The organism is Pseudomonas quebecensis (assembly GCF_026410085.1).
GTDB classification, from domain to species: domain Bacteria; phylum Pseudomonadota; class Gammaproteobacteria; order Pseudomonadales; family Pseudomonadaceae; genus Aquipseudomonas; species Aquipseudomonas quebecensis.
This window is the reverse complement of record NZ_CP112866.1, coordinates 2,290,591-2,308,084: the sequence shown is the minus strand read 5'-3', so window position 1 is coordinate 2,308,084 and position 17,494 is coordinate 2,290,591. Positions and strand designations below refer to the sequence as shown.

The 17,494-nt window shown below is 63.3% G+C and carries 15 protein-coding genes and 2 pseudogenes; 11 read left to right on the top strand and 6 right to left on the bottom strand.

The annotated features are described in order from the left end of the window. Positions 1-507 carry a GAF domain-containing protein gene (locus tag OSC50_RS10750; protein ID WP_181077888.1) on the top strand — a complete coding sequence of 169 codons (507 nt, stop codon included), beginning with the start codon at positions 1-3 and terminating at the stop codon, positions 505-507. On the opposite strand, the pseudogene OSC50_RS10745 reads toward OSC50_RS10750, so the two are convergent. Continuing rightward, positions 504-1,362: pseudogene (locus OSC50_RS10745) on the bottom strand (AraC family transcriptional regulator). The gene OSC50_RS10750 and the pseudogene OSC50_RS10745 overlap by 4 nt on opposite strands. 3 nt (positions 1,363-1,365) lie before the next feature. Between OSC50_RS10745 and OSC50_RS10740 the strand changes: the two are divergent. Then, positions 1,366-1,599: pseudogene (locus OSC50_RS10740) on the top strand (alpha/beta hydrolase); the annotation flags it as partial. 34 nt (positions 1,600-1,633) lie between these two features. Continuing rightward, on the top strand, positions 1,634-4,186 hold the full coding sequence (locus tag OSC50_RS10735; protein WP_181077892.1) for a bifunctional diguanylate cyclase/phosphodiesterase: 2,553 nt from the start codon (positions 1,634-1,636) through the stop codon (positions 4,184-4,186). 9 nt (positions 4,187-4,195) lie between these two features. Here OSC50_RS10735 and OSC50_RS10730 read toward each other — a convergent pair whose 3' ends face one another. Beyond that, on the bottom strand, positions 4,196-5,017 hold the full coding sequence (locus OSC50_RS10730; RefSeq protein WP_253507942.1) for an AraC family transcriptional regulator: 822 nt from the start codon (positions 5,015-5,017) through the stop codon (positions 4,196-4,198). 103 nt (positions 5,018-5,120) lie between these two features. On the opposite strand from OSC50_RS10730, the gene OSC50_RS10725 reads away from it, so the two are divergent. Beyond that, a complete protein-coding gene (locus OSC50_RS10725) occupies positions 5,121-6,332 on the top strand; it encodes an MFS transporter (protein WP_181077894.1) in 1,212 nt (403 codons plus the stop codon). Between the two features lie 106 nt (positions 6,333-6,438). Beyond that, a complete protein-coding gene (locus OSC50_RS10720) occupies positions 6,439-7,599 on the top strand; it encodes a GGDEF domain-containing protein (protein WP_266249646.1) in 1,161 nt (386 codons plus the stop codon). Positions 7,600-7,658: 59 nt separating this feature from the next. On the opposite strand, the gene OSC50_RS10715 is transcribed toward OSC50_RS10720, so the two are convergent. Next, positions 7,659-7,973 carry a DUF2834 domain-containing protein gene (locus OSC50_RS10715; protein ID WP_181077896.1) on the bottom strand — a complete coding sequence of 105 codons (315 nt, stop codon included), beginning with the start codon at positions 7,971-7,973 and terminating at the stop codon, positions 7,659-7,661. Between the two features lie 83 nt (positions 7,974-8,056). Between OSC50_RS10715 and OSC50_RS10710 the strand changes: the two genes are divergently transcribed. The 3 genes from OSC50_RS10710 (at position 8,057) to OSC50_RS10700 (ending at position 11,275) form a co-directional block, all read left to right on the top strand. After that, positions 8,057-8,845, top strand: coding sequence for a helix-turn-helix domain-containing protein (locus OSC50_RS10710; protein WP_181077897.1), 789 nt, complete (start codon positions 8,057-8,059; stop codon positions 8,843-8,845). 54 nt (positions 8,846-8,899) lie between these two features. Beyond that, complete coding sequence (locus tag OSC50_RS10705; RefSeq protein WP_181077898.1) at positions 8,900-10,609, top strand: amidase; 1,710 nt, start codon at positions 8,900-8,902, stop codon at positions 10,607-10,609. Between the two features lie 234 nt (positions 10,610-10,843). Beyond that, positions 10,844-11,275: a nuclear transport factor 2 family protein gene (locus OSC50_RS10700; RefSeq protein WP_253507946.1), complete on the top strand. Its 432-nt coding sequence runs from the start codon at positions 10,844-10,846 to the stop codon at positions 11,273-11,275. 22 nt (positions 11,276-11,297) lie between these two features. Here the strand turns inward: OSC50_RS10700 and OSC50_RS10695 are convergent, their stop codons facing one another. After that, positions 11,298-12,623 (bottom strand): aminotransferase-like domain-containing protein, encoded by a 1,326-nt coding sequence (locus OSC50_RS10695; protein ID WP_253507948.1) that lies wholly within the window; start codon positions 12,621-12,623, stop codon positions 11,298-11,300. Between the two features lie 89 nt (positions 12,624-12,712). Here OSC50_RS10695 and OSC50_RS10690 point away from each other — a divergent pair, with 89 nt between their 5' ends. From OSC50_RS10690 to yghX, 3 genes are all read left to right on the top strand, one after another. Next, positions 12,713-13,597: a DMT family transporter gene (locus OSC50_RS10690; protein WP_266249650.1), complete on the top strand. Its 885-nt coding sequence runs from the start codon at positions 12,713-12,715 to the stop codon at positions 13,595-13,597. Between the two features lie 99 nt (positions 13,598-13,696). After that, entirely contained in the window at positions 13,697-14,191 is a 495-nt protein-coding gene (locus tag OSC50_RS10685) for a PaaI family thioesterase (protein WP_266249652.1), read from the top strand. A gap of 44 nt (positions 14,192-14,235) precedes the next feature. Further along, a complete protein-coding gene (yghX, locus tag OSC50_RS10680; protein ID WP_266249654.1) occupies positions 14,236-15,123 on the top strand; it encodes a YghX family hydrolase in 888 nt (295 codons plus the stop codon). Positions 15,124-15,218: 95 nt separating this feature from the next. Here yghX and OSC50_RS10675 read toward each other — a convergent pair whose 3' ends face one another. Together OSC50_RS10675 and OSC50_RS10670 are read right to left on the bottom strand one after the other, a co-directional pair. After that, complete coding sequence (locus tag OSC50_RS10675; RefSeq protein WP_181077908.1) at positions 15,219-16,403, bottom strand: DUF2252 domain-containing protein; 1,185 nt, start codon at positions 16,401-16,403, stop codon at positions 15,219-15,221. Positions 16,404-16,464: 61 nt separating this feature from the next. Then, positions 16,465-17,367: a LysR family transcriptional regulator gene (locus OSC50_RS10670; RefSeq protein WP_266249656.1), complete on the bottom strand. Its 903-nt coding sequence runs from the start codon at positions 17,365-17,367 to the stop codon at positions 16,465-16,467. Between the last annotated feature and the right edge of the window lie 127 nt (positions 17,368-17,494).

Here is a 17,494-nt window from a genome sequence, read left to right as displayed (position 1 = left end):
ATGCTTTCCAGCGTCACCGCACCACTGTCATTGCTCAGCCCGGAAGAACGCGCCGCCATCGCCGAAATCGAAGCCACCACCAGCATCCTGCAACTCGTCACGCGTCTGACCGGCATGCGCTTTGCCGGCATCGCCAAATTCACCGACCTGGAATGGGTGGTGTGCTCGGTGCATGACCCTTTCGACATGGGCATCCATCCGGATGACGTGCTCGATCTGGAAACTACGCTGTGCAGTGAGTTCTGCATCAACCCGCAGACCCTGTTCATCCCCCAGGTCAGTCAGAACGGCCGCTTCGCCACGCGCCCGGTGGTCAAGCAGTACGCCATCGAGAGCTACGCCGGTGCTCCGATTTTCCTGCCCGACGGCCGTCTGTTCGGTGCGCTGTGTGCGCTGGACTCCAAGGCGATGCTGTTCGACGACCCCAACCTCGCCGAAACCCTGAGCCTGTTCGCGCGCCTGATCGGCTGCATCTTCTTCGCCAACCTCACTGCCCACGAGCGCTAGTGGATGCCTCGGCGCAGCCCGGCGATATCGCGCTTGGGCGGCAAGCCGAACAGTCGACTGTATTCGCGGCTGAATTGCGACGGGCTTTCATACCCCACCCTGAAGGCCGCGCTGGAAACGTCGTGATGCTCGTTGAGCATCAACCGGCGTGCCTCGTTCAAGCGCAACCATTTCTGATACTGCAACGGGCTCATCGCCGTCAGCTGGCGAAAGTGATGGTGGAACGTGGCCGCACTCATCTGCAGCCGCGCCGCCAGCTCATCCACACGCAGCGTCGCGTCGTAGTTGAGCTTTAACCAGTCGATGGCTTTGGCGATGCGATAGCCCTGCCCGTCCACGGCACAGATGCGTCGCAGGCGACCGGCCTGATCGCTCTGCAGGAGCCGATAATGGATCTCGCGCTGGATCAACGGCGCGAGCACCGGGATAGCGGCGGGTTCATCCAGCAACGCCACCAGACGCGCGACCCCATCGAGCAGGCCGCCGGTGACGGTGCCGATACCTACGCCTGTCAATGCGGCCCGCTCACGGGTGGGCGGCGTCTCGCCCTGGGCGATCAACTCCGCAAGCATGCGCAGGTCGAGCTTGAAGGTCAGGCCCAGGCACGGCTGCTCGGCGCTGGCGCGCACCACCTCGGAATTGGCCGGAATATCCAGGGACGTCAGCAGGAAGCGCGCAGGGTCATAGCCGTAGCCATGGCCGCCGACCCACAACTGCTTTTTCGCCCTGCGCCACCAGCACGATGCATGGCTCGACCATGCACACCACTGGAGGCTGCGGCCATTCACGTCGATAGAAACCCAGGCCTGGAATCGGCATCGGGCTGTCGCCGGGGCCTGGCACATGCCGGGCAATCGCACGCTGTCCCTGGACCTCTCGTTCTGGGGCGAAAGCGCCGGCCAGCCGCGCAATACCGTGCTGCCTGACCTGTATGTCGAGGATTTCAGTGCCGCCATGGATTTCCTGGGCACTCGGCCCATGGTCGACCGCGAACGCATCGGCGTGATCGGTATCTGCGGCAGCGGCAGCTTCGCGATTGCGGCGGCCAAGATCGACCTAAATATTTCTGAGGGAGCGCCGATAAACTGTCATATCCATGACTTGCAGCGACGCCCTGCGGGAAATAATGCCAAATACTCTCGCTCCTATCGTCCGTACCCTGTCCACCCGCACCAGCCTTTCGCTGACCCGCACCTCACTGCTCAATTTCATGGCCTTGTTGGCGTGTGTGTTTATCGCAGCGGCTTATTCTCTGGTGTACATCGCGCACGACCTGGACCACACCGAGCAAGTCGAAAGCGCTTTTTATACGCGCAAAGCCATGCAGTCGCTGGAAAAATCCCTGCGCTTGACCGTCAAGGACTACGCGTTCTGGAGCGATGCCTACAAGCACCTGCACGTCACCGTCGACACGGAATGGGCCTACGTGCGTGAAAACGTCGGCCCGACGCTGTTCAAGGACTTCGGCTTCCAGGGGCTGTTTGTGGTCAACGAGGCCGACCAGACGGTCTACGCCGTGGTCGAGGGCGAAATGCAGAGCGTCGAACTCAGCCAATGGCTGGGGCAGCCCATCACCGGCATTCTTGAGCAGGCCCGCGCCGGTGCCGAGGACCAGGCTCCGGTCACGCGTTTTATCAACGTACGCGGCAGCCCCGCGCTGGTGGCCGCCGCAGCCATCACCCCAGGCACCGATCCCACGGTCACCGTCGATGGCCGGCTGCCCTCGGTGCTGGTGTTCGTCGACCTGCTCACCGCCGACAAGCTGGCGCTAATCGGCCGTGAATTCGGCGTGAACAATCTGCACATCGCCACGCCCGATGACATCGGCAATGTGCTGCTGGTGCCCCTGGGCGAAAACGGCGACGCCGGCAGCCTGCATTGGGACCCCGAACGTCCCGGCCTGCGCCTTATAGGCATTGGCCTGCCGCTGCTGAGCCTGGCCGCATTGCTGGTGTGCCTGATGGCCTGGGTGATTTCACGCCGGGCCACGGCGGACGCCTTGGCCCTGGATGCCAGCCATGCCTCGCTGCAGAACAGCCAGAACGCCTTGGCCACCAGCGAAGCGCGTTTTCGCGACGTGGTGGAGGCCAGCTCCGACTGGGTCTGGGAAATCGACGCACACTGGCGCTTCACTTACCTGTCGGAGCGTTTCCAGAGTGTCACCGGGCTGGACCGCCACGCCTGGATCGGCGCGGCCATGGTTGACCTGCTCGGCACCGAGGCAGGCCTGCTCTCGCAATGGCTGGGCGACCCCGAGCGCCGTCCGGACTTGAGCCTGCAATGTCGCTACGTAGATGCCCAGGGCCAGGAGCGCATGACCCGCCTGGCCGCGCGGGAAATGCCTTGTGGGGGTTTTCGTGGCACCGCTACGGACGTCACCGAAGAAGTCGAGGCACGTCGGCGTATCGAGTTCCTGTCCCAGCATGACGCGCTCACCGGGCTGGCCAACCGCACGCGCCTGCAGGCATTCCTCAATGGCAAGCTCAAGACCTTGCCATCTCCGGACCGTCCGCTGGTGATGCTCAGCCTGGACCTGGACCGCTTCAAACCGGTCAACGACCTGCTCGGTCACGCCGCCGGCGACCGGGTGCTCAACGAGGTTTCCGGGCGCCTGGCCGATTGTGTGCGCCATGGCGATCTGGTGGCCAGGGTCGGCGGCGATGAGTTTGTGTTGATCCTCAGCGATGCCGGCACCCAGGACGAGGTCGAGAACCTGTGTCGACGCTTGATCGCCTCCATCGAGCAGGCCGTGCGGATCGACGAGCAGGAGGTGTTTATCAGCGCCAGCATCGGTATCGCCCTGGCGCCCAATGACGCCGGCAACGTAACCGAGCTGTTGCGCTATGCCGACATTGCGCTCTATGAAGCCAAGTCCGCGGGGCGTAATACCTGGCGTTTCTACTCCGGGGAAATGAACGCGCGGATCATCGAGCGGCGCCGCCTGGAAAGCGACCTGCGCTTCGCGATCAAGCACGCCGAACTGCGCCTGCACTTCCAGCCGCGTTACCGCATCACCGACGGGCAAATGGTCGGCGCCGAAGCACTGGTGCGTTGGCAACATCCGGTGCGTGGGCTGATCGCGCCGGACACATTTATTCCGATTGCCGAAGAGTCCGGGCTGATCCTGGCGCTGAGCGACTGGGTCCTGGAAACGGCCTGTGCTTATGCGGCGCGCTGGCCGGACCTGCTGTTTGTGTCGGTGAACCTGTCGCCCACCGAGTTCAAGCGCGGCAATCTGGTGGAGCGCGTGCAGCAGGCGTTGCAGGCCTCGGGCATTGATCCGGCGCGGGTCGAGCTGGAAATCACCGAAAGCGTGATGCTCGAAGACGCTCCCGGCGCGCTGGAAGTGATGCATGCCCTCAAGCAGCTTGGGGTGCGCATCGCCATGGACGATTTCGGCACCGGCTATTCATCGCTGAGCTACCTGCGCGCGTTCCCGTTCGACGGCCTGAAGATCGACCGCAGCTTCCTCAATCGCCTGGAAGAAAGCGAGGATGACAAGGCTATTATCCAGGCCATCGTCGGCCTGGGTCGCGCACTGTCGCTGACGGTAACCGCCGAAGGCATCGAGACCGCCGAACACTTGGCGATGCTCAAGTCGGTGGCCTGCGACGAGGGCCAGGGCTATTTCCTGAGCCGCCCGCTGGACATCACTGCGTTCCATGGGTTGCTGGGCTGACGCGACGGCTTAGGTAAAAAACTGACTCGGCGTTTTGCCGAACTGTTTCTTGAACATGCTGGTGAAGGCGCTGGGGCTGTCGTAGCCCAGCGTCAGCGCCACGTCGATGATTTTCTCGCCCAGCGCAATGCGCTCCAATGCCAGTAACAGGCGCGCCTGCTGGCGCCACTGCCCGAAGGTCATACCGGTGTCTTTGCGGAACAGACGCTGGATGGTTTTCTGGTCCAGCGCCAGCCGCGCGCTCCAGTGGGCGACGGTGGAGGCATCACCGGGATCGTGCTGCCAGGCCTCGCAGATCTGCCGGATACGCGGGTCGGCCGGCTGCGGCAGCGACAGTGGCAAGGCCGGTAACAACGCCAGCTCATCCAGGATCAAGTGCATGATGCGCGCGTCCCGCGAGTCTTCTGCGTACGGCGGCTTGAGGCTGACCGATGCCTTGATCAGCTCGCTCAGCAGCGGCGAAATGCTCACCGCCTTGGTCTCGCTCGGCAAATTCGGGAAACTTTCGGGACGCACGAACACGCTGCGCATTTTCAACGCGCCCACGCAGCGCAGGGAATGAACATGACCGCTGGGCATCCAGAAACCGCGATGGGGCGGCACGGTCCACTGGTTGTGCGCCGAATGCACCACCATCACACCCTCGGTGGCGTACAACAGTTGGTGCTTCTCGTGACTGTGGTCGGGGATCACCCAGTTTTCCGGGTAGTCGGTGGCCGAACTGATCACGGCCCAGTCGCCCTCGTCGATCTCGCGCAGGAATGTGTCCAGTGATTTGATCATTTCGCCCTTTTTGCGATGATTGCCGCCCCAATTACGCGAGACAGGCATTTGCGCCGAATCTAGCATAAACACCGCGTCCAGATAGAGAGCAGCGATTCATAGCATCGCTGCCCGTCTCCACACCGTTTGCTGCCTTGTATGGAATGCCTGCATGTCGACCCTGACCGCCTCACCTGTCGCCACCCCGAGCCCACCCCAAGCCAGTCCGCTGGTGCTACGCGTCATCGGCGCCTGCGCCCTGGCGCACCTGATCAATGACCTGATCCAGGCGGTGCTGCCGTCGATCTATCCGATGCTCAAGGCCAACTATGGGTTGAGCTTTACCCAGGTGGGCATGATCACCCTCACCTTCCAGCTCACCGCTTCGCTGCTGCAGCCGTGGATCGGCTATCACACCGACCGTCATCCCAAGCCGTGGCTGCTGCCGGCCGGAATGGTCTGCACGTTGGTCGGCATCCTGCTGCTGGCGTTTGTCGGCAGCTTCGCGGCGATCCTGCTCGCCGCCGGCCTGGTGGGCGTGGGCTCGTCGACCTTTCACCCGGAAACCTCGCGCGTCGCGCGCCTGGCCTCCGGCGGTCGCTACGGCCTGGCACAATCGACCTTCCAGGTCGGCGGCAACACCGGCAGCGCATTCGGCCCGCTGCTGGCGGCGGCGATTATCATCCCCTACGGCCAGGACCATATCGCCTGGTTCGGCCTGTTTGCGGTGTTCGCCATCGGCGTGTTGTATGGCTTGAGCCGCTGGTATCGCAACCACCTCAACCTGTTCAAGCTAAAGCAGGGCGGCCAGGCCACCCACGGCCTGTCCAAGGGCCGCGTGACGTTTGCCCTGGTGGTGCTCGCGGTGCTGGTATTTTCCAAGTACTTCTACATGTCCAGCCTGACCAGCTACTTCACCTTCTACCTGATCGAAAAATTCCACCTGTCGGTGGCCAATTCCCAGCTGTACCTGTTCCTGTTCCTCGGTGCAGTGGCCGCGGGCACGTTCTTCGGCGGGCCGATCGGCGATCGCATCGGGCGCAAGAAAGTCATCTGGTTCTCGATCCTCGGCGCCGCGCCGTTCACCCTGGCGCTGCCCTATGTCGACCTGTTCTGGACCGCCGTGCTCAGCGTGGTGATCGGTTTTATCCTGGCCTCCGCGTTCTCGGCCATCGTGGTGTTCGCCCAGGAGCTGGTGCCGGGCAATGTCGGCATGATCGCCGGCATCTTCTTCGGCCTGATGTTCGGCTTCAGCGGGATCGGTGCAGCCTTGCTCGGCCTGCTGGCGGACAACCACGGCATCGAATACGTCTACAAGCTGTGCTCGTTCCTGCCGTTGGTGGGGATACTCACGGTGCTGCTGCCGTCAACTAAAGGGGTTTGACCGCCGGCCATCGGATGGCGGTATGCCATTACGGTTTGTGTTCTGAAAAACCTGTGTGTGCGCTTACAATTCGCGTTTAAACGCACACCAGGCAGTTCTGCACGCTATGACGCTCGACCCACCCACGATCCTGGCCCTGACCGTCGCCCTCGCGGCCGCGGCTGCGCTTTACCTGTTGATTGAATGGCGCAGTGTGCGCGAACCCTCCTTGCTCTGTTGGAGCGCCGGTTTCGCCACCATCACCGTCGGCTCGACCCTGGCGCTGCTGCGTATCAATGGCTACCTGGTGATCGGCATCTGGTTCGCCAACGGTTTGCTGGTGAGCGCACATTTTCTGTTTTTGCTCGGGGTGGCGCGGTTTACCCAGGTGCGCCTTTCACCGCTTTGGGCACTGATGCTGGTGGTGTGGCTTGGGATGCTGATGCTGCCGGCCGACCTGCCGTGGTCAAAGGCGATGTTGGCGGTGCAGTCGCTGCTGGTGGCGTTGCCGACGTTGCGCGCCAGTTCTCTGCTGCGTCCCCATGGCAAATCCCTGAGCGTCGGCGCGGTGCAACTGCGCTATGTTTTATTGATTCATGGCGCTTTCTACGTGGCCAAGGCTGCGTCGGCGGTGGTTCCCGGCACCTTGATCGACCTCGCGGCGTTCAAGGGCGAAATCATCCAGGTGTCACTGGTGGAAGGCGCCATGGCGATCATGCTGATTGCGCTGTCGATGACCGGCTCGGAACGCTATCGCCGCGAACAGCACATCGCCCGCCTCGCCGCCCGCGACCCGCTCACCGCGCTCTACAACCGCCGCGCCCTGAACCTGCGCGCGCCACGCCTGCTGGCCCAGGCGTCGGCCGCACAACCGGGCGCACTGCTGCTGATCGACATCGATCATTTCAAAAGCGTCAACGACCTGCATGGTCACAGCGCCGGTGACCACCTGCTGATCGCATTGAGTGAAATGATCCGCAGCGTCACCCCCGACGGCGCCCTGGCCGCGCGCCTGGGCGGTGACGAATTCGCCATCCTGCTCAATGCCACCAGTGCGCAGGGGATCGTGGAACTGGGCAATCAACTACGCGGGCAATTCCAACAACTGGCCTGCCAACGCTTCACCACGCCGCAACCGGTGACACTGAGCATCGGCGCCCTGCTGTTCGACCAACCGCCGGCCAGCCTGGCGGCGTTGATCGAACAGGGGGATGCCACGTTGTATGAATCCAAGCGAGGTGGGCGTGACCGGATTCAGTTGGTGAGTGGGACGGGGGCTGGCGTTTGAGGCGCCGACTGTTGTGCTGAGCCGATTCGCTACCGCAAGCAGCATCTACCAGAGCGGAGCTATCTGCGCGCTGGCGGGGTAAAACCCTTCACCACGAGATACAACAACGGCCCCACCGATACGAACACCGCCGTCAGCAACCAGTACGGCAGCACCGACACCATCGGCCGCCCGCGCCGACGCGTATCGCGATACATCCACACGCAGGCCAGCACTGCCATCAAGTACAGGTCGATAACCACCTGCGCCGTGTCCGGGCGTGACAGCAGTTGCCGGCCAAAAGCCAATAGCGATTGCTCGGCAGTGAGCAGGGTCACAAGGGTATACAGGGAAAACCCCAGCAAAGCGGCCAGGGCAATGAAAGGTCTGTGCATAGTCTGCTCCTTGATGTGATCGAGCATCACCCTAGTGATAAGGTGACGCTCCTCGCAATGACCAAGGAGGTCATGAATTGGCCATGGACACCCCTTCGACTGCCGGCGCACAACTGCGCCAATTGCGCCGCCGCGCCAAGCTGAGCCAGTTGGAACTGGCGCTGGTCACCGGTGTGTCCCAGCGCCATCTCAGTTGCGTCGAAACCGGCCGCGCGAGGGCGAGCCCCGGCACGCTGCATAACCTGCTCAGCGCGCTGGACGCACCGTTGGAGCAGTGCAACCGCGTGTTCCTGGCGGCCGGCTACGCGCCGCGCTATACCGCCACTGCGCTCGCTGCGCCCGGCATGGCAGCGGTTCGCGAAGCCGTCAGCCATGTGCTGCATGCCAACAACCCCGCGCCGGCGATCCTGCTGGGCAGTCATTGGGAGGTACTGGCCGCCAATGCCAGCACTGGGGTGTTGTTTGAACTGGTCGGGATCGCGCCCCAAGCCACTGACGGCCTGAACCTGATGGCCACGCTGCTACAGCCGGGCGGCCTGGGCGATCACTTGATCAATGCCGAAGAAATCCGCAGCGTGGCTTGGCAACGCGCCAGCCGCGAAGCGTTGGGTAACCCCGAGTTGGCCACGCTGTTGGCCGGCTTGCCGGCGCCGGACGTCACCGAATTGCCAGCGTCTATGCCGCCGCTGGTGCTGACGCGCGTCCGTTCGCGCCGGGGCGAGTTGAGCTTCCTATCGACCTTCACCACCTTCGGCATGCCCCAGGACATCACCCTCACCTCCTTGCGCATCGAACACCTGATCCCCGCCGATGCGCACACTTGGGAAGTAATGCGCGGTGCCTATGCGGACTATTGCGCGCTGGTTTTGTGAAATATCTGTCCGTAGACTGCCGCCATACCTCCCCTCTGAAGGCGGCGAAAAAACGTGATGCAAGTTACTGAAGTTTCCATTGCCCAGCTGCGCGCGGCGCTTGAATCCGGCCAGACCACTGCCGTTGAACTGGTCAAGGCCTACCTGGCGCGGATCGATGCCTATGACGGTCCGCAAACGGCCACCGCGCTGAACGCCGTGGTGGTGCGCAATCCCCAGGCGCTGGAAGAAGCGCGGGCGTCCGATGCGCGGCGAGCCAAGGGTGAGACCCTCGGGCCATTGGATGGCATTCCTTACACGGCCAAGGACAGTTACCTGGTCAAAGGCCTCACAGCGGCCTCCGGCAGCCCGGCGTTCGCCAAGCTGATGGCCTGTCGTGACGCGTTCACCATCGAACGCCTGCGCGCCGGTGGTGCGATCTGCCTGGGCAAGACCAATATGCCGCCGATGGCCAATGGCGGTATGCAGCGCGGCGTGTACGGCCGTGCCGAGAGCCCCTACAACGCCGATTACCTGACCGCGCCGTTCGCCTCCGGCTCGTCCAACGGTGCCGGTACTGCGACGGCGGCCAGTTTCGCCGCGTTCGGCCTGGCTGAAGAAACCTGGTCCAGCGGCCGTGGCCCGGCCTCCAACAACGGTCTATGTGCCTACACGCCGTCACGCGGGGTGATTTCGGTGCGCGGCAACTGGCCGTTGACCCCGACCATGGACGTGGTGGTGCCGTTTGCACGCACCATGGCCGACCTGCTGGAAGTGCTCGACGTGGTGGTCGCCGAAGACCCCGACACCCGTGGCGACCTGTGGCGCCTGCAACCCTGGGTGCCGATCCCCAGCGTTACCTCGGTGCGCCCTGCTTCCTATGCTGAACTGGCTGTCGACAGCACAACCCTGGCGGGTAAACGCTTCGGCGTTCCACGTATGTACATCAATGCCGACCCTGAGGCCGGCACCAGCGAAAAACCCGGTATCGGTGGCCCGACCGGGCAGAAGATCCACACCCGCGCGAGCGTGATTGACCTGTGGCAAGCCGCGCGCCAGGCGTTGGAAGCCGCCGGCGCGGAAGTGGTCGAGGTGGATTTCCCGCTGGTGTCCAACTGCGAAGGCGACCGCCCGGGCGCACCGACGGTGTTTACCCGTGGCCTGGTGTCCAAGCAGTTCCTGCACGATGAATTGTGGGAGCTTTCCGCATGGGCCTTCGACGATTTCCTGCGCGCCAATAACGACCCGGCCCTCAACCGCCTGGCGGACGTCGACGGCCCGCAGATTTTCCCCCACGACCCCGGCACCCTGCCCAACCGCGAAGACGACCTCGCGGCCGGCATGGACGAGTACGTGCGCATGGCCCAGCGCGGCATCACGCCGTGGAATGAAATCGCCAGCGTCCCCGACGGCCTACGCGGCCTGGAACAGACCCGACGCATCGACCTGGAGGACTGGATGGACAGCCTCGGCCTCGACGCGGTGCTGTTCCCCACCGTGGCCGACGTTGGCCCGGCGGATGCGGATATCAACGAAGCCAGTGCCGACATCGCCTGGAGCAACGGCATCTGGGTGGCCAACGGCAACCTCGCCATCCGCCACCTGGGCGTGCCTACCGTCACCGTACCGATGGGCGTGATGGCGGATATCGGCATGCCGGTGGGGCTGACGTTTGCCGGTCGGGCATACGATGACTCGGCGTTGCTGCGCTACGCCTCGGCGTACGAAGCCACCGGCAGCAAACGCCTGATCCCGCCGCGCACGCCGCCACTGAACGCACACTAACGTGTCCATCTGATTCTCGGCCAGGGGGAGGCAACGAGCATAGCGATGCGCCAGTTCGACAGGAAGCCGTACGTCCCCATGCACTGTATTAGGACGTCATACCAGTTAAATCGAACACGAAGCGCCTTATATTCAGGGATATTCAAAATTTAATTTCCTTACCCTTTCAAAATATTGCATGGTTGTACGACGACATCGAATGTCGTCTCTCTCAACAACAATAAGGAACGCCCCATGCAGAATATGAAAGTGCTGATCGGTTTTCTGTGCCTGTTCAGCGGCTATGTCGCCGCCGCCCCCGCCACCGATGACAAGGACGTCGCCCAAGCCGTCGACCACCTGACCCAAGCCATGCTGCACAAGGACATCAATCAGTTACAGGCCCTCACCGCCGAAAAGCTGACCTACGGCCACTCCAGCGGCAAGATTCAGAACAAGCAGGAATTCATCGCCGACATAGAGACCGGCCGCAGCGGCTTCAAGACTCTGGAAATGCAGAAGCAGACCATCACCTTGAGCGGCGATACCGCGCTGGTGCGCAATCACTTTCACGCCCAGGCGGTGAACAGCGGTGTCGAGGTGCCCACCGATATCGAGAACTTCCAGGTCTGGCAGAAACACAAAGGCCACTGGCTGCTGATCGGCCGTCAGGCCTTCAAGTTCTGATTCCCCGGTGAGCCGGCGCGGCTCACCACATCACGGCACTGCGCACCTTGAGCAATGCTTCGCGCAGTGCCGGCATGTCCACCGACCCCAGGGCCAGGCGCAGTGCATGCGGCACATGGGTCGAGACCGCGAACGGCTCGGCGGTGGACACCGACACGCCCTGGCGCTGCAGTTGCATCGCCACCTGATCGGCGCGGGCATCTTCGGCCAGGGGCAGCCATAAGAAATACGAAGAGGGATGAGCGGTGTAAGCCAGCCCCTTGAGCACCTGGGCCGCCAACGCCTGGCGCGCCCGCGCATCCTCGCGCTTTTGCGCTTCCAGCTGTGCCACGGTGCCGTCTTCGAGCCAACCCACGGCGATTGCGCTCATGACGCCGGGCACGTTCCAGGTGGTCGCCATGACGCTGCGCTCCAACGCCTTGACCCAGGCCGGTGGCGCGGCGACAAATCCTACCCGCAGGCCAGTGGCGACACTTTTGGATAACCCGCCGACATACACCGTGCGCTCCGGCGCCAGCCTGGCCACGGGTGGCGGCGCGTCCTCGGCGAGAAACGCGTAGGCCGCGTCCTCGATAATCATCAGATTGTGTTGTTGGGCGATGTGCACCAACCGCTCGCGCTGCGCCAGGTCCATTACCCAGCCAAGTGGATTATGCAACGTCGGCATGCTGTACACCGCGCGCACCGGACGGCGACGACACAACGCCTGCAGGGCGTCCAGGTCCGGGCCGTGGGCGTTGGCCGGCAGGGCCAGGATTTCCAGGTGCAGCGTGTCGGCCAGTACCTTGAACCCCGAGTAAGTCAGCGCATCGACAGCAATCACATCGCCGGGCTTGAGCAGCGCCATCATCGTCACCGCCAGGCCATGCTGCGCGCCGCTGACCACCAGCACCTGCTCGGCGGTTACGCATAATCCGCGGCTAAGCAAATGCCGAGCGACAGCGGCGCGCTCGTGCACGCGGCCGGCGTGCGGCTGGTAACGCAGCAATGCCTCCAGGTCGCCCGACAGCGCCAACTGACGCAAAGCCGTGCGCAGCAGGTCAGCCTGACCAGGCAACGACGGGTAGTTGAAATTCAGATCGAGCAGCCCCGCCGCCACGTTCATCTGCCCGCTGCCCTGCCCAGGCGGCAAGGCGATTTCACGCACAAACGTACCGCGTCCGGTTTCGCCACTGACCAGGCCCATGACCTCCAGCTCGGTGTACACCCGGCTCGCGGTGGCCAGCGCAAGGCCATGTTCGGCGGCCAACTGACGGTGCGTGGGCAGCCGAGTACCGGGCGCCATCGCGCCTGAGCGAATTGCCTGGGCGAAGCGATCGACCAGCAGTTTGTAACGGGCTCGCGGCATGCAAGGTGTATCCATGACAATTTTTTGATTGTGCCAATGCTCGCTCCTAGGATGACGCCCACGCAACTTCTCTTTTTCAGGCAGACCTCATGGAACATACGCTCGACACCCCGGACACCCGCGCACAGGGCTGGATCAACGGTTTTATCGGCGTGGTGATTTTCAGCGGTTCGCTGCCGGCCACGCGCCTGGCGGTAATGGAATTCGACCCGGTGTTCCTGACCGTGATCCGCGCCACCCTCGCCGCGCTGCTCGCGGTAGTGCTGCTGTGGGTGTTCAAGGAAAAACGCCCCACCCGCCAACAGTGGCTGCCCCTGGCCATCGTTTCGCTGGGCGTGGTGATTGGTTTTCCCCTGCTGACTGCGCTGGCGCTGCAATACGTGACCTCAGCCCATTCCATTGTGTTTATCGGGCTGTTGCCGCTGGCCACGGCGGTGTTTGCGGTGTGGCGCGGTGGCGAGCGGCCACGCCCGGTATTCTGGCTGTTCTCGCTGCTGGGCAGCGCGCTGGTGGTGGGCTACGCCTTCGCGCAGGGCCTGACCGCTGCCCCGGCCGGTGACCTGCTGATGCTACTGGCGGTGCTGGTGTGCGGCCTGGGATACGCCGAGGGCGCCACGCTGTCGCGCAGCCTGGGCGGTTGGCAGGTGATCTGTTGGGCGCTGGTGGTGGCGCTGCCGGTAGTGGCGCCACTGAGCCTGCTGCTGGCGCCGTCGAGTGTCACCGCGATCAGCCTGCCGGCGTGGCTGAGCCTGGGCTACGTGGCGTTGTTCAGCATGTTGCTCGGCTTTGTATTCTGGTATCGCGGCCTCGCTCAGGGCGGTATCGCCGCGGTCGGCCAGTTGCAGTTACTGCAACCATTCTTCGGCCTGGCGCTGGCGGCTTGGCTGCTGCATGAACAGGTCAGCCCAGGCATGCTGTTGGTGACGCTGCTGGTGATCGCGTGCGTGGCGGGCGCCAGGCGTTTTGCGCGGTGATACACCGTCTCTGGGCGGCATCATTACCTCAGCGTTTTATTCCCATTCCTCGTTTGTCCTGCTAAACAGAGTTATCGCCACAGAATAAAAGGATGCGACATGCACGCCCCTTCACTGCAGGACACCACCGCGCCGGAAGGCGTCTGTTACGGCTGCGGCAGCAGCAACCCCCACGGCCTGCACATCAAGAGCCGCTGGGATGAAGACCGCGTCCATGTGATTGCCGAGCACCAGCCGGACGCCCGCTATTGCGGCTGGCCGGACTTGGTGTATGGCGGCCTGATCGCGATGCTGGTGGACTGCCACTCCAACTGGACCGCCATGGCTTATCACTACCAGGCCGAACAACGCGAACCCGGCAGCGTGCCGCGCATCGACTGCGTCACCGGCAACCTGGGCATCAAATTCATCAAGCCCACCCCCATGGGCGTACCGCTGACCTTACGCGCGCGGGTCGAGGGCGATGTCGGGCGCAAAACCCAGGTGATCTGCGAGGTGTACGCCGGCGGCGTACTCACGGCCATCGGCGATTCGGTATTTGTGCGTGTCGATACCGGCCAGTTGGCCGCCGCTGCCCACGGTCGCACCGACTGAATCCGGGTACCTTTCACTGCCACCGTTTAGCGAGGACTGCATCGATGGAACGCTTGAGCGCCAAAGACTTCGCCCCCGAACTGCTGGAACTCTATGACGGCTATGCCCATGGCACGATCAACCGTCGCGAGTTTCTCGACCGCGCCGCGCTGTTCACTTTCGGCGGGCTGACCGCGTCGGCGTTGCTGGCGGCGCTGAGCCCCGACTATGCCCTGGCCGAACAGGTGAAATTCACCGACCCTGCCATCGTCGCCGACTACATCACCTACCCCTCGCCCCAGGGCCACGGCACAGTACGCGGCTATCTGGTGCGCCCGACACATGCCAGCGGCAAGCTGCCGGCGGTGGTGGTGGTGCATGAAAATCGCGGTTTGAACCCCTATATCGAAGACGTCGCGCGGCGCCTGGCCAAGGCCGGATTCATCGCCCTGGCGCCGGACGGCCTGACCTCGGTCGGCGGTTACCCCGGCAATGATGAAAAAGGCAAGGCGCTGCAAGAGCAAGTCGACCCGACCAAACTGATGAACGATTTCTTCGCGGCCATCGAATGGCTGATGAAGCACGACAGCGGCAACGGTAAGGTCGGTATCACCGGTTTCTGTTATGGCGGCGGGGTAACCAATGCGGCCGCGGTGGCCTATCCCGAACTGGGCGCTGCTGTGTCGTTTTATGGGCGCCAACCGGACACGAAGGACGTTGCACGCATCAAGGCGCCGATCATGCTGCACTTCGGCGAGCTGGACACGCGCATCAACGAAGGCTGGCCGGCCTATGAACAAGCGTTGAAGGCGGCCGGAACCCTCTATGAGGCGTATATCTACCAGGGCGCCAACCATGGCTTTCACAACGACTCGACACCGCGTTACGACGACGCGGCGGCGAACCTGGCGTGGGAGCGCACATTGGGGTGGTTTCGCAAATACCTGGCGTGAGAGCGACTGTGAGCGGGGTTGCCCGCCTGGAGCTGGAACATAAAACGCTTCTTGCAGTGAGCAGGCTTGCCCTGCTCATAACAGCAAGCTGAGGGTCAGTGTTCCAGGGCATATCGCCGGCAGTGGTTGAGGTAGCCTTGCTCATGGCTGCCTACCAGTTGCACCACGCTGGTCCATAACCACGACGGCGCGTCCAGTTGCCGGGTGCGGTTCTCCTGGAGGACCGCCATCCAGGCCTTGCGGGTGGCGCGGTCCATCTGTCGGGCGTGGGCGATGCCGACCACGCGGGCCAGGTAACCGGCGGCGTGCATGGCGTCGGTTTCGCTCAGTTCGTCCAGTTCCAGCTTCATGTCCTGGGGCAGCAGTTCCCGGATAAAAAAACCATGGTCCAAAAAGCGCGTCGCCACCATGCGTTCGCCCAATCCCGGCGACAACTGACGCGCGCCCTCAACCACGCGGCGACCATTGTCTCGTGGCATCTTCGCCCGGGACGCACGGGGTGCCGCCGCGCCCACGGCTTCCTTGATATCGATCAGGCAGTACTCCTGATCATCTTTGTCACCCACACCGAGCAACACTGCATAACGCAGCAGCCCGAGGGAACTGCAGCCCTTGACCCAATACGCCGAGTCCAGCAACTCGACCTTGGCATCCTTGGGCCGCCCCTTGAGCGAGGTGACCAACTGCTGAATGTCATCCGAGGCGCAGACGTTTTCCAACGCACTTTTTTCCGCCCGCGACAGCGACCAGAAGTGTTTGCCCAGCGGGATCGTCGGCCGCACGCTCTCGATCCGTTCACGCGCCAAATGCTTCCAGGTACGCGCCACCGCGCTGCGCATGCCAGCCTTGACCTGGGAGGGGCGTGGCGGGGCTTCGTCCGGCTTGTCTTTGAAGGCTTGTTCGTAACCCTGCATCATTTCTTCGAGCATGCGTGCGGTGGTCACCCCTGGCAGGTCCGAGCCACGCGCGGCCGTGGCCAGGGACAGGGCCAGGCGCACCAGGTCATGGGCCGGGTTGCCGATCACCGTTTGGTCGAGGTCGCGGATATGCATGTCGATGCGGCCGTCGGTGTCCCCGGTCGGGCCCAGATTACCGGCGTGGCAGTCGCCACAGATCCAAATCGCCGGGCCATGGGGCAAGCGGCGTCCGGGCAGGCTGTGCAGCCACTCGTAGAATTGCACGGTGCTGCCCCGCACATAGGCGTGGGCCGAGCGCGCCATCTTCAGATTGCGTAGTTGAGTCAGGTGCGGCATGCGGGCGGAGGGGCGCGGAATTTTCATGAACAGCCTCAGGTCGGGGCCACAGTAGATCGCCGAGCCAGCGAGAATGTTTCATTTTGTTTCAAGAAGATGGCAGAAGGACAGCTTCGCCCTCACCGGCCTGGGTTTGCAGCCAGCCCTTGAACGCCAGCATCGCCGGTGTCTCGGCCCTGGACTGCAGGCGCGTCAACCAGTAGCTGCCGGTGGTAATGCCCACGTCGAAAGGCTGGCGAATCAGATCGTTTTCCAATTGCCGCGCAAACATCACCGCCGGTGCCAACGCCACCCCGATCCCCTGCAACGCGGCATCCATCATCGCCAGCGAAGAGTCGAACACGATACTGCGTGGCACAAGGGTATCGGCGGGCAACCCAGCGGCGTGAAACCACAGGTTCCATTCATCGGCGCGGTAGGAGCGCAGCAGCGTGTGCTTCAACAGATCGTGCGGCGCGTGCAGGTGCTCGGCGATCGCCGGGATGCACAGCACCGTCAGCGGCGCCGCCAGCACGTGGCAGGCATCGGTGCCATGCCAGGCACCGGCGCCGAAACGTACTGCGTAATCCAGGCCTTCGGCAGCCACATCGACACGGTTGTTGTGGGTGGACAGGCGCAGGTCGATCAGCGGGTAACGTGCCTGAAAGTCCGAAAGGCGCGGCAACAGCCAGCCCACCGCGAAGGTGCCCACCGCGCCCACGGTTAGCACTTCGCGGTAATGCCCGCCTTCGAACTGCCCCAGGGTCTGGGCGATGCGGTCGAAGGATTCCCGCAGCACCGGCAGCAGGGTTTCGCCTTCGCGGGTGAGCATGAGCCCGCGCGGCAGGCGCTTGAACAAAGTGACATTGAGTTGGGCTTCCAGGCTTTTTACCTGATGGCTGACCGCCGCCTGGGTAACGCACAGCTCGATGGCGGCGCGGGTAAAGCTCAGGTGGCGAGCCGAAGCCTCGAAGGCGCGCAGGGCATTAAGGGGCAAATGGGAACGCAACATCAGCTAGCCCAAATTTTTCTAATGGCTGGGACGAGATATCATCGTTTGTCCAGTCAGTGAAATCCACCTAGATTTGCGGCGCCTGCGCAGGCCTTGATTGTTATCGCACCACTTATTAGGGAAGCCA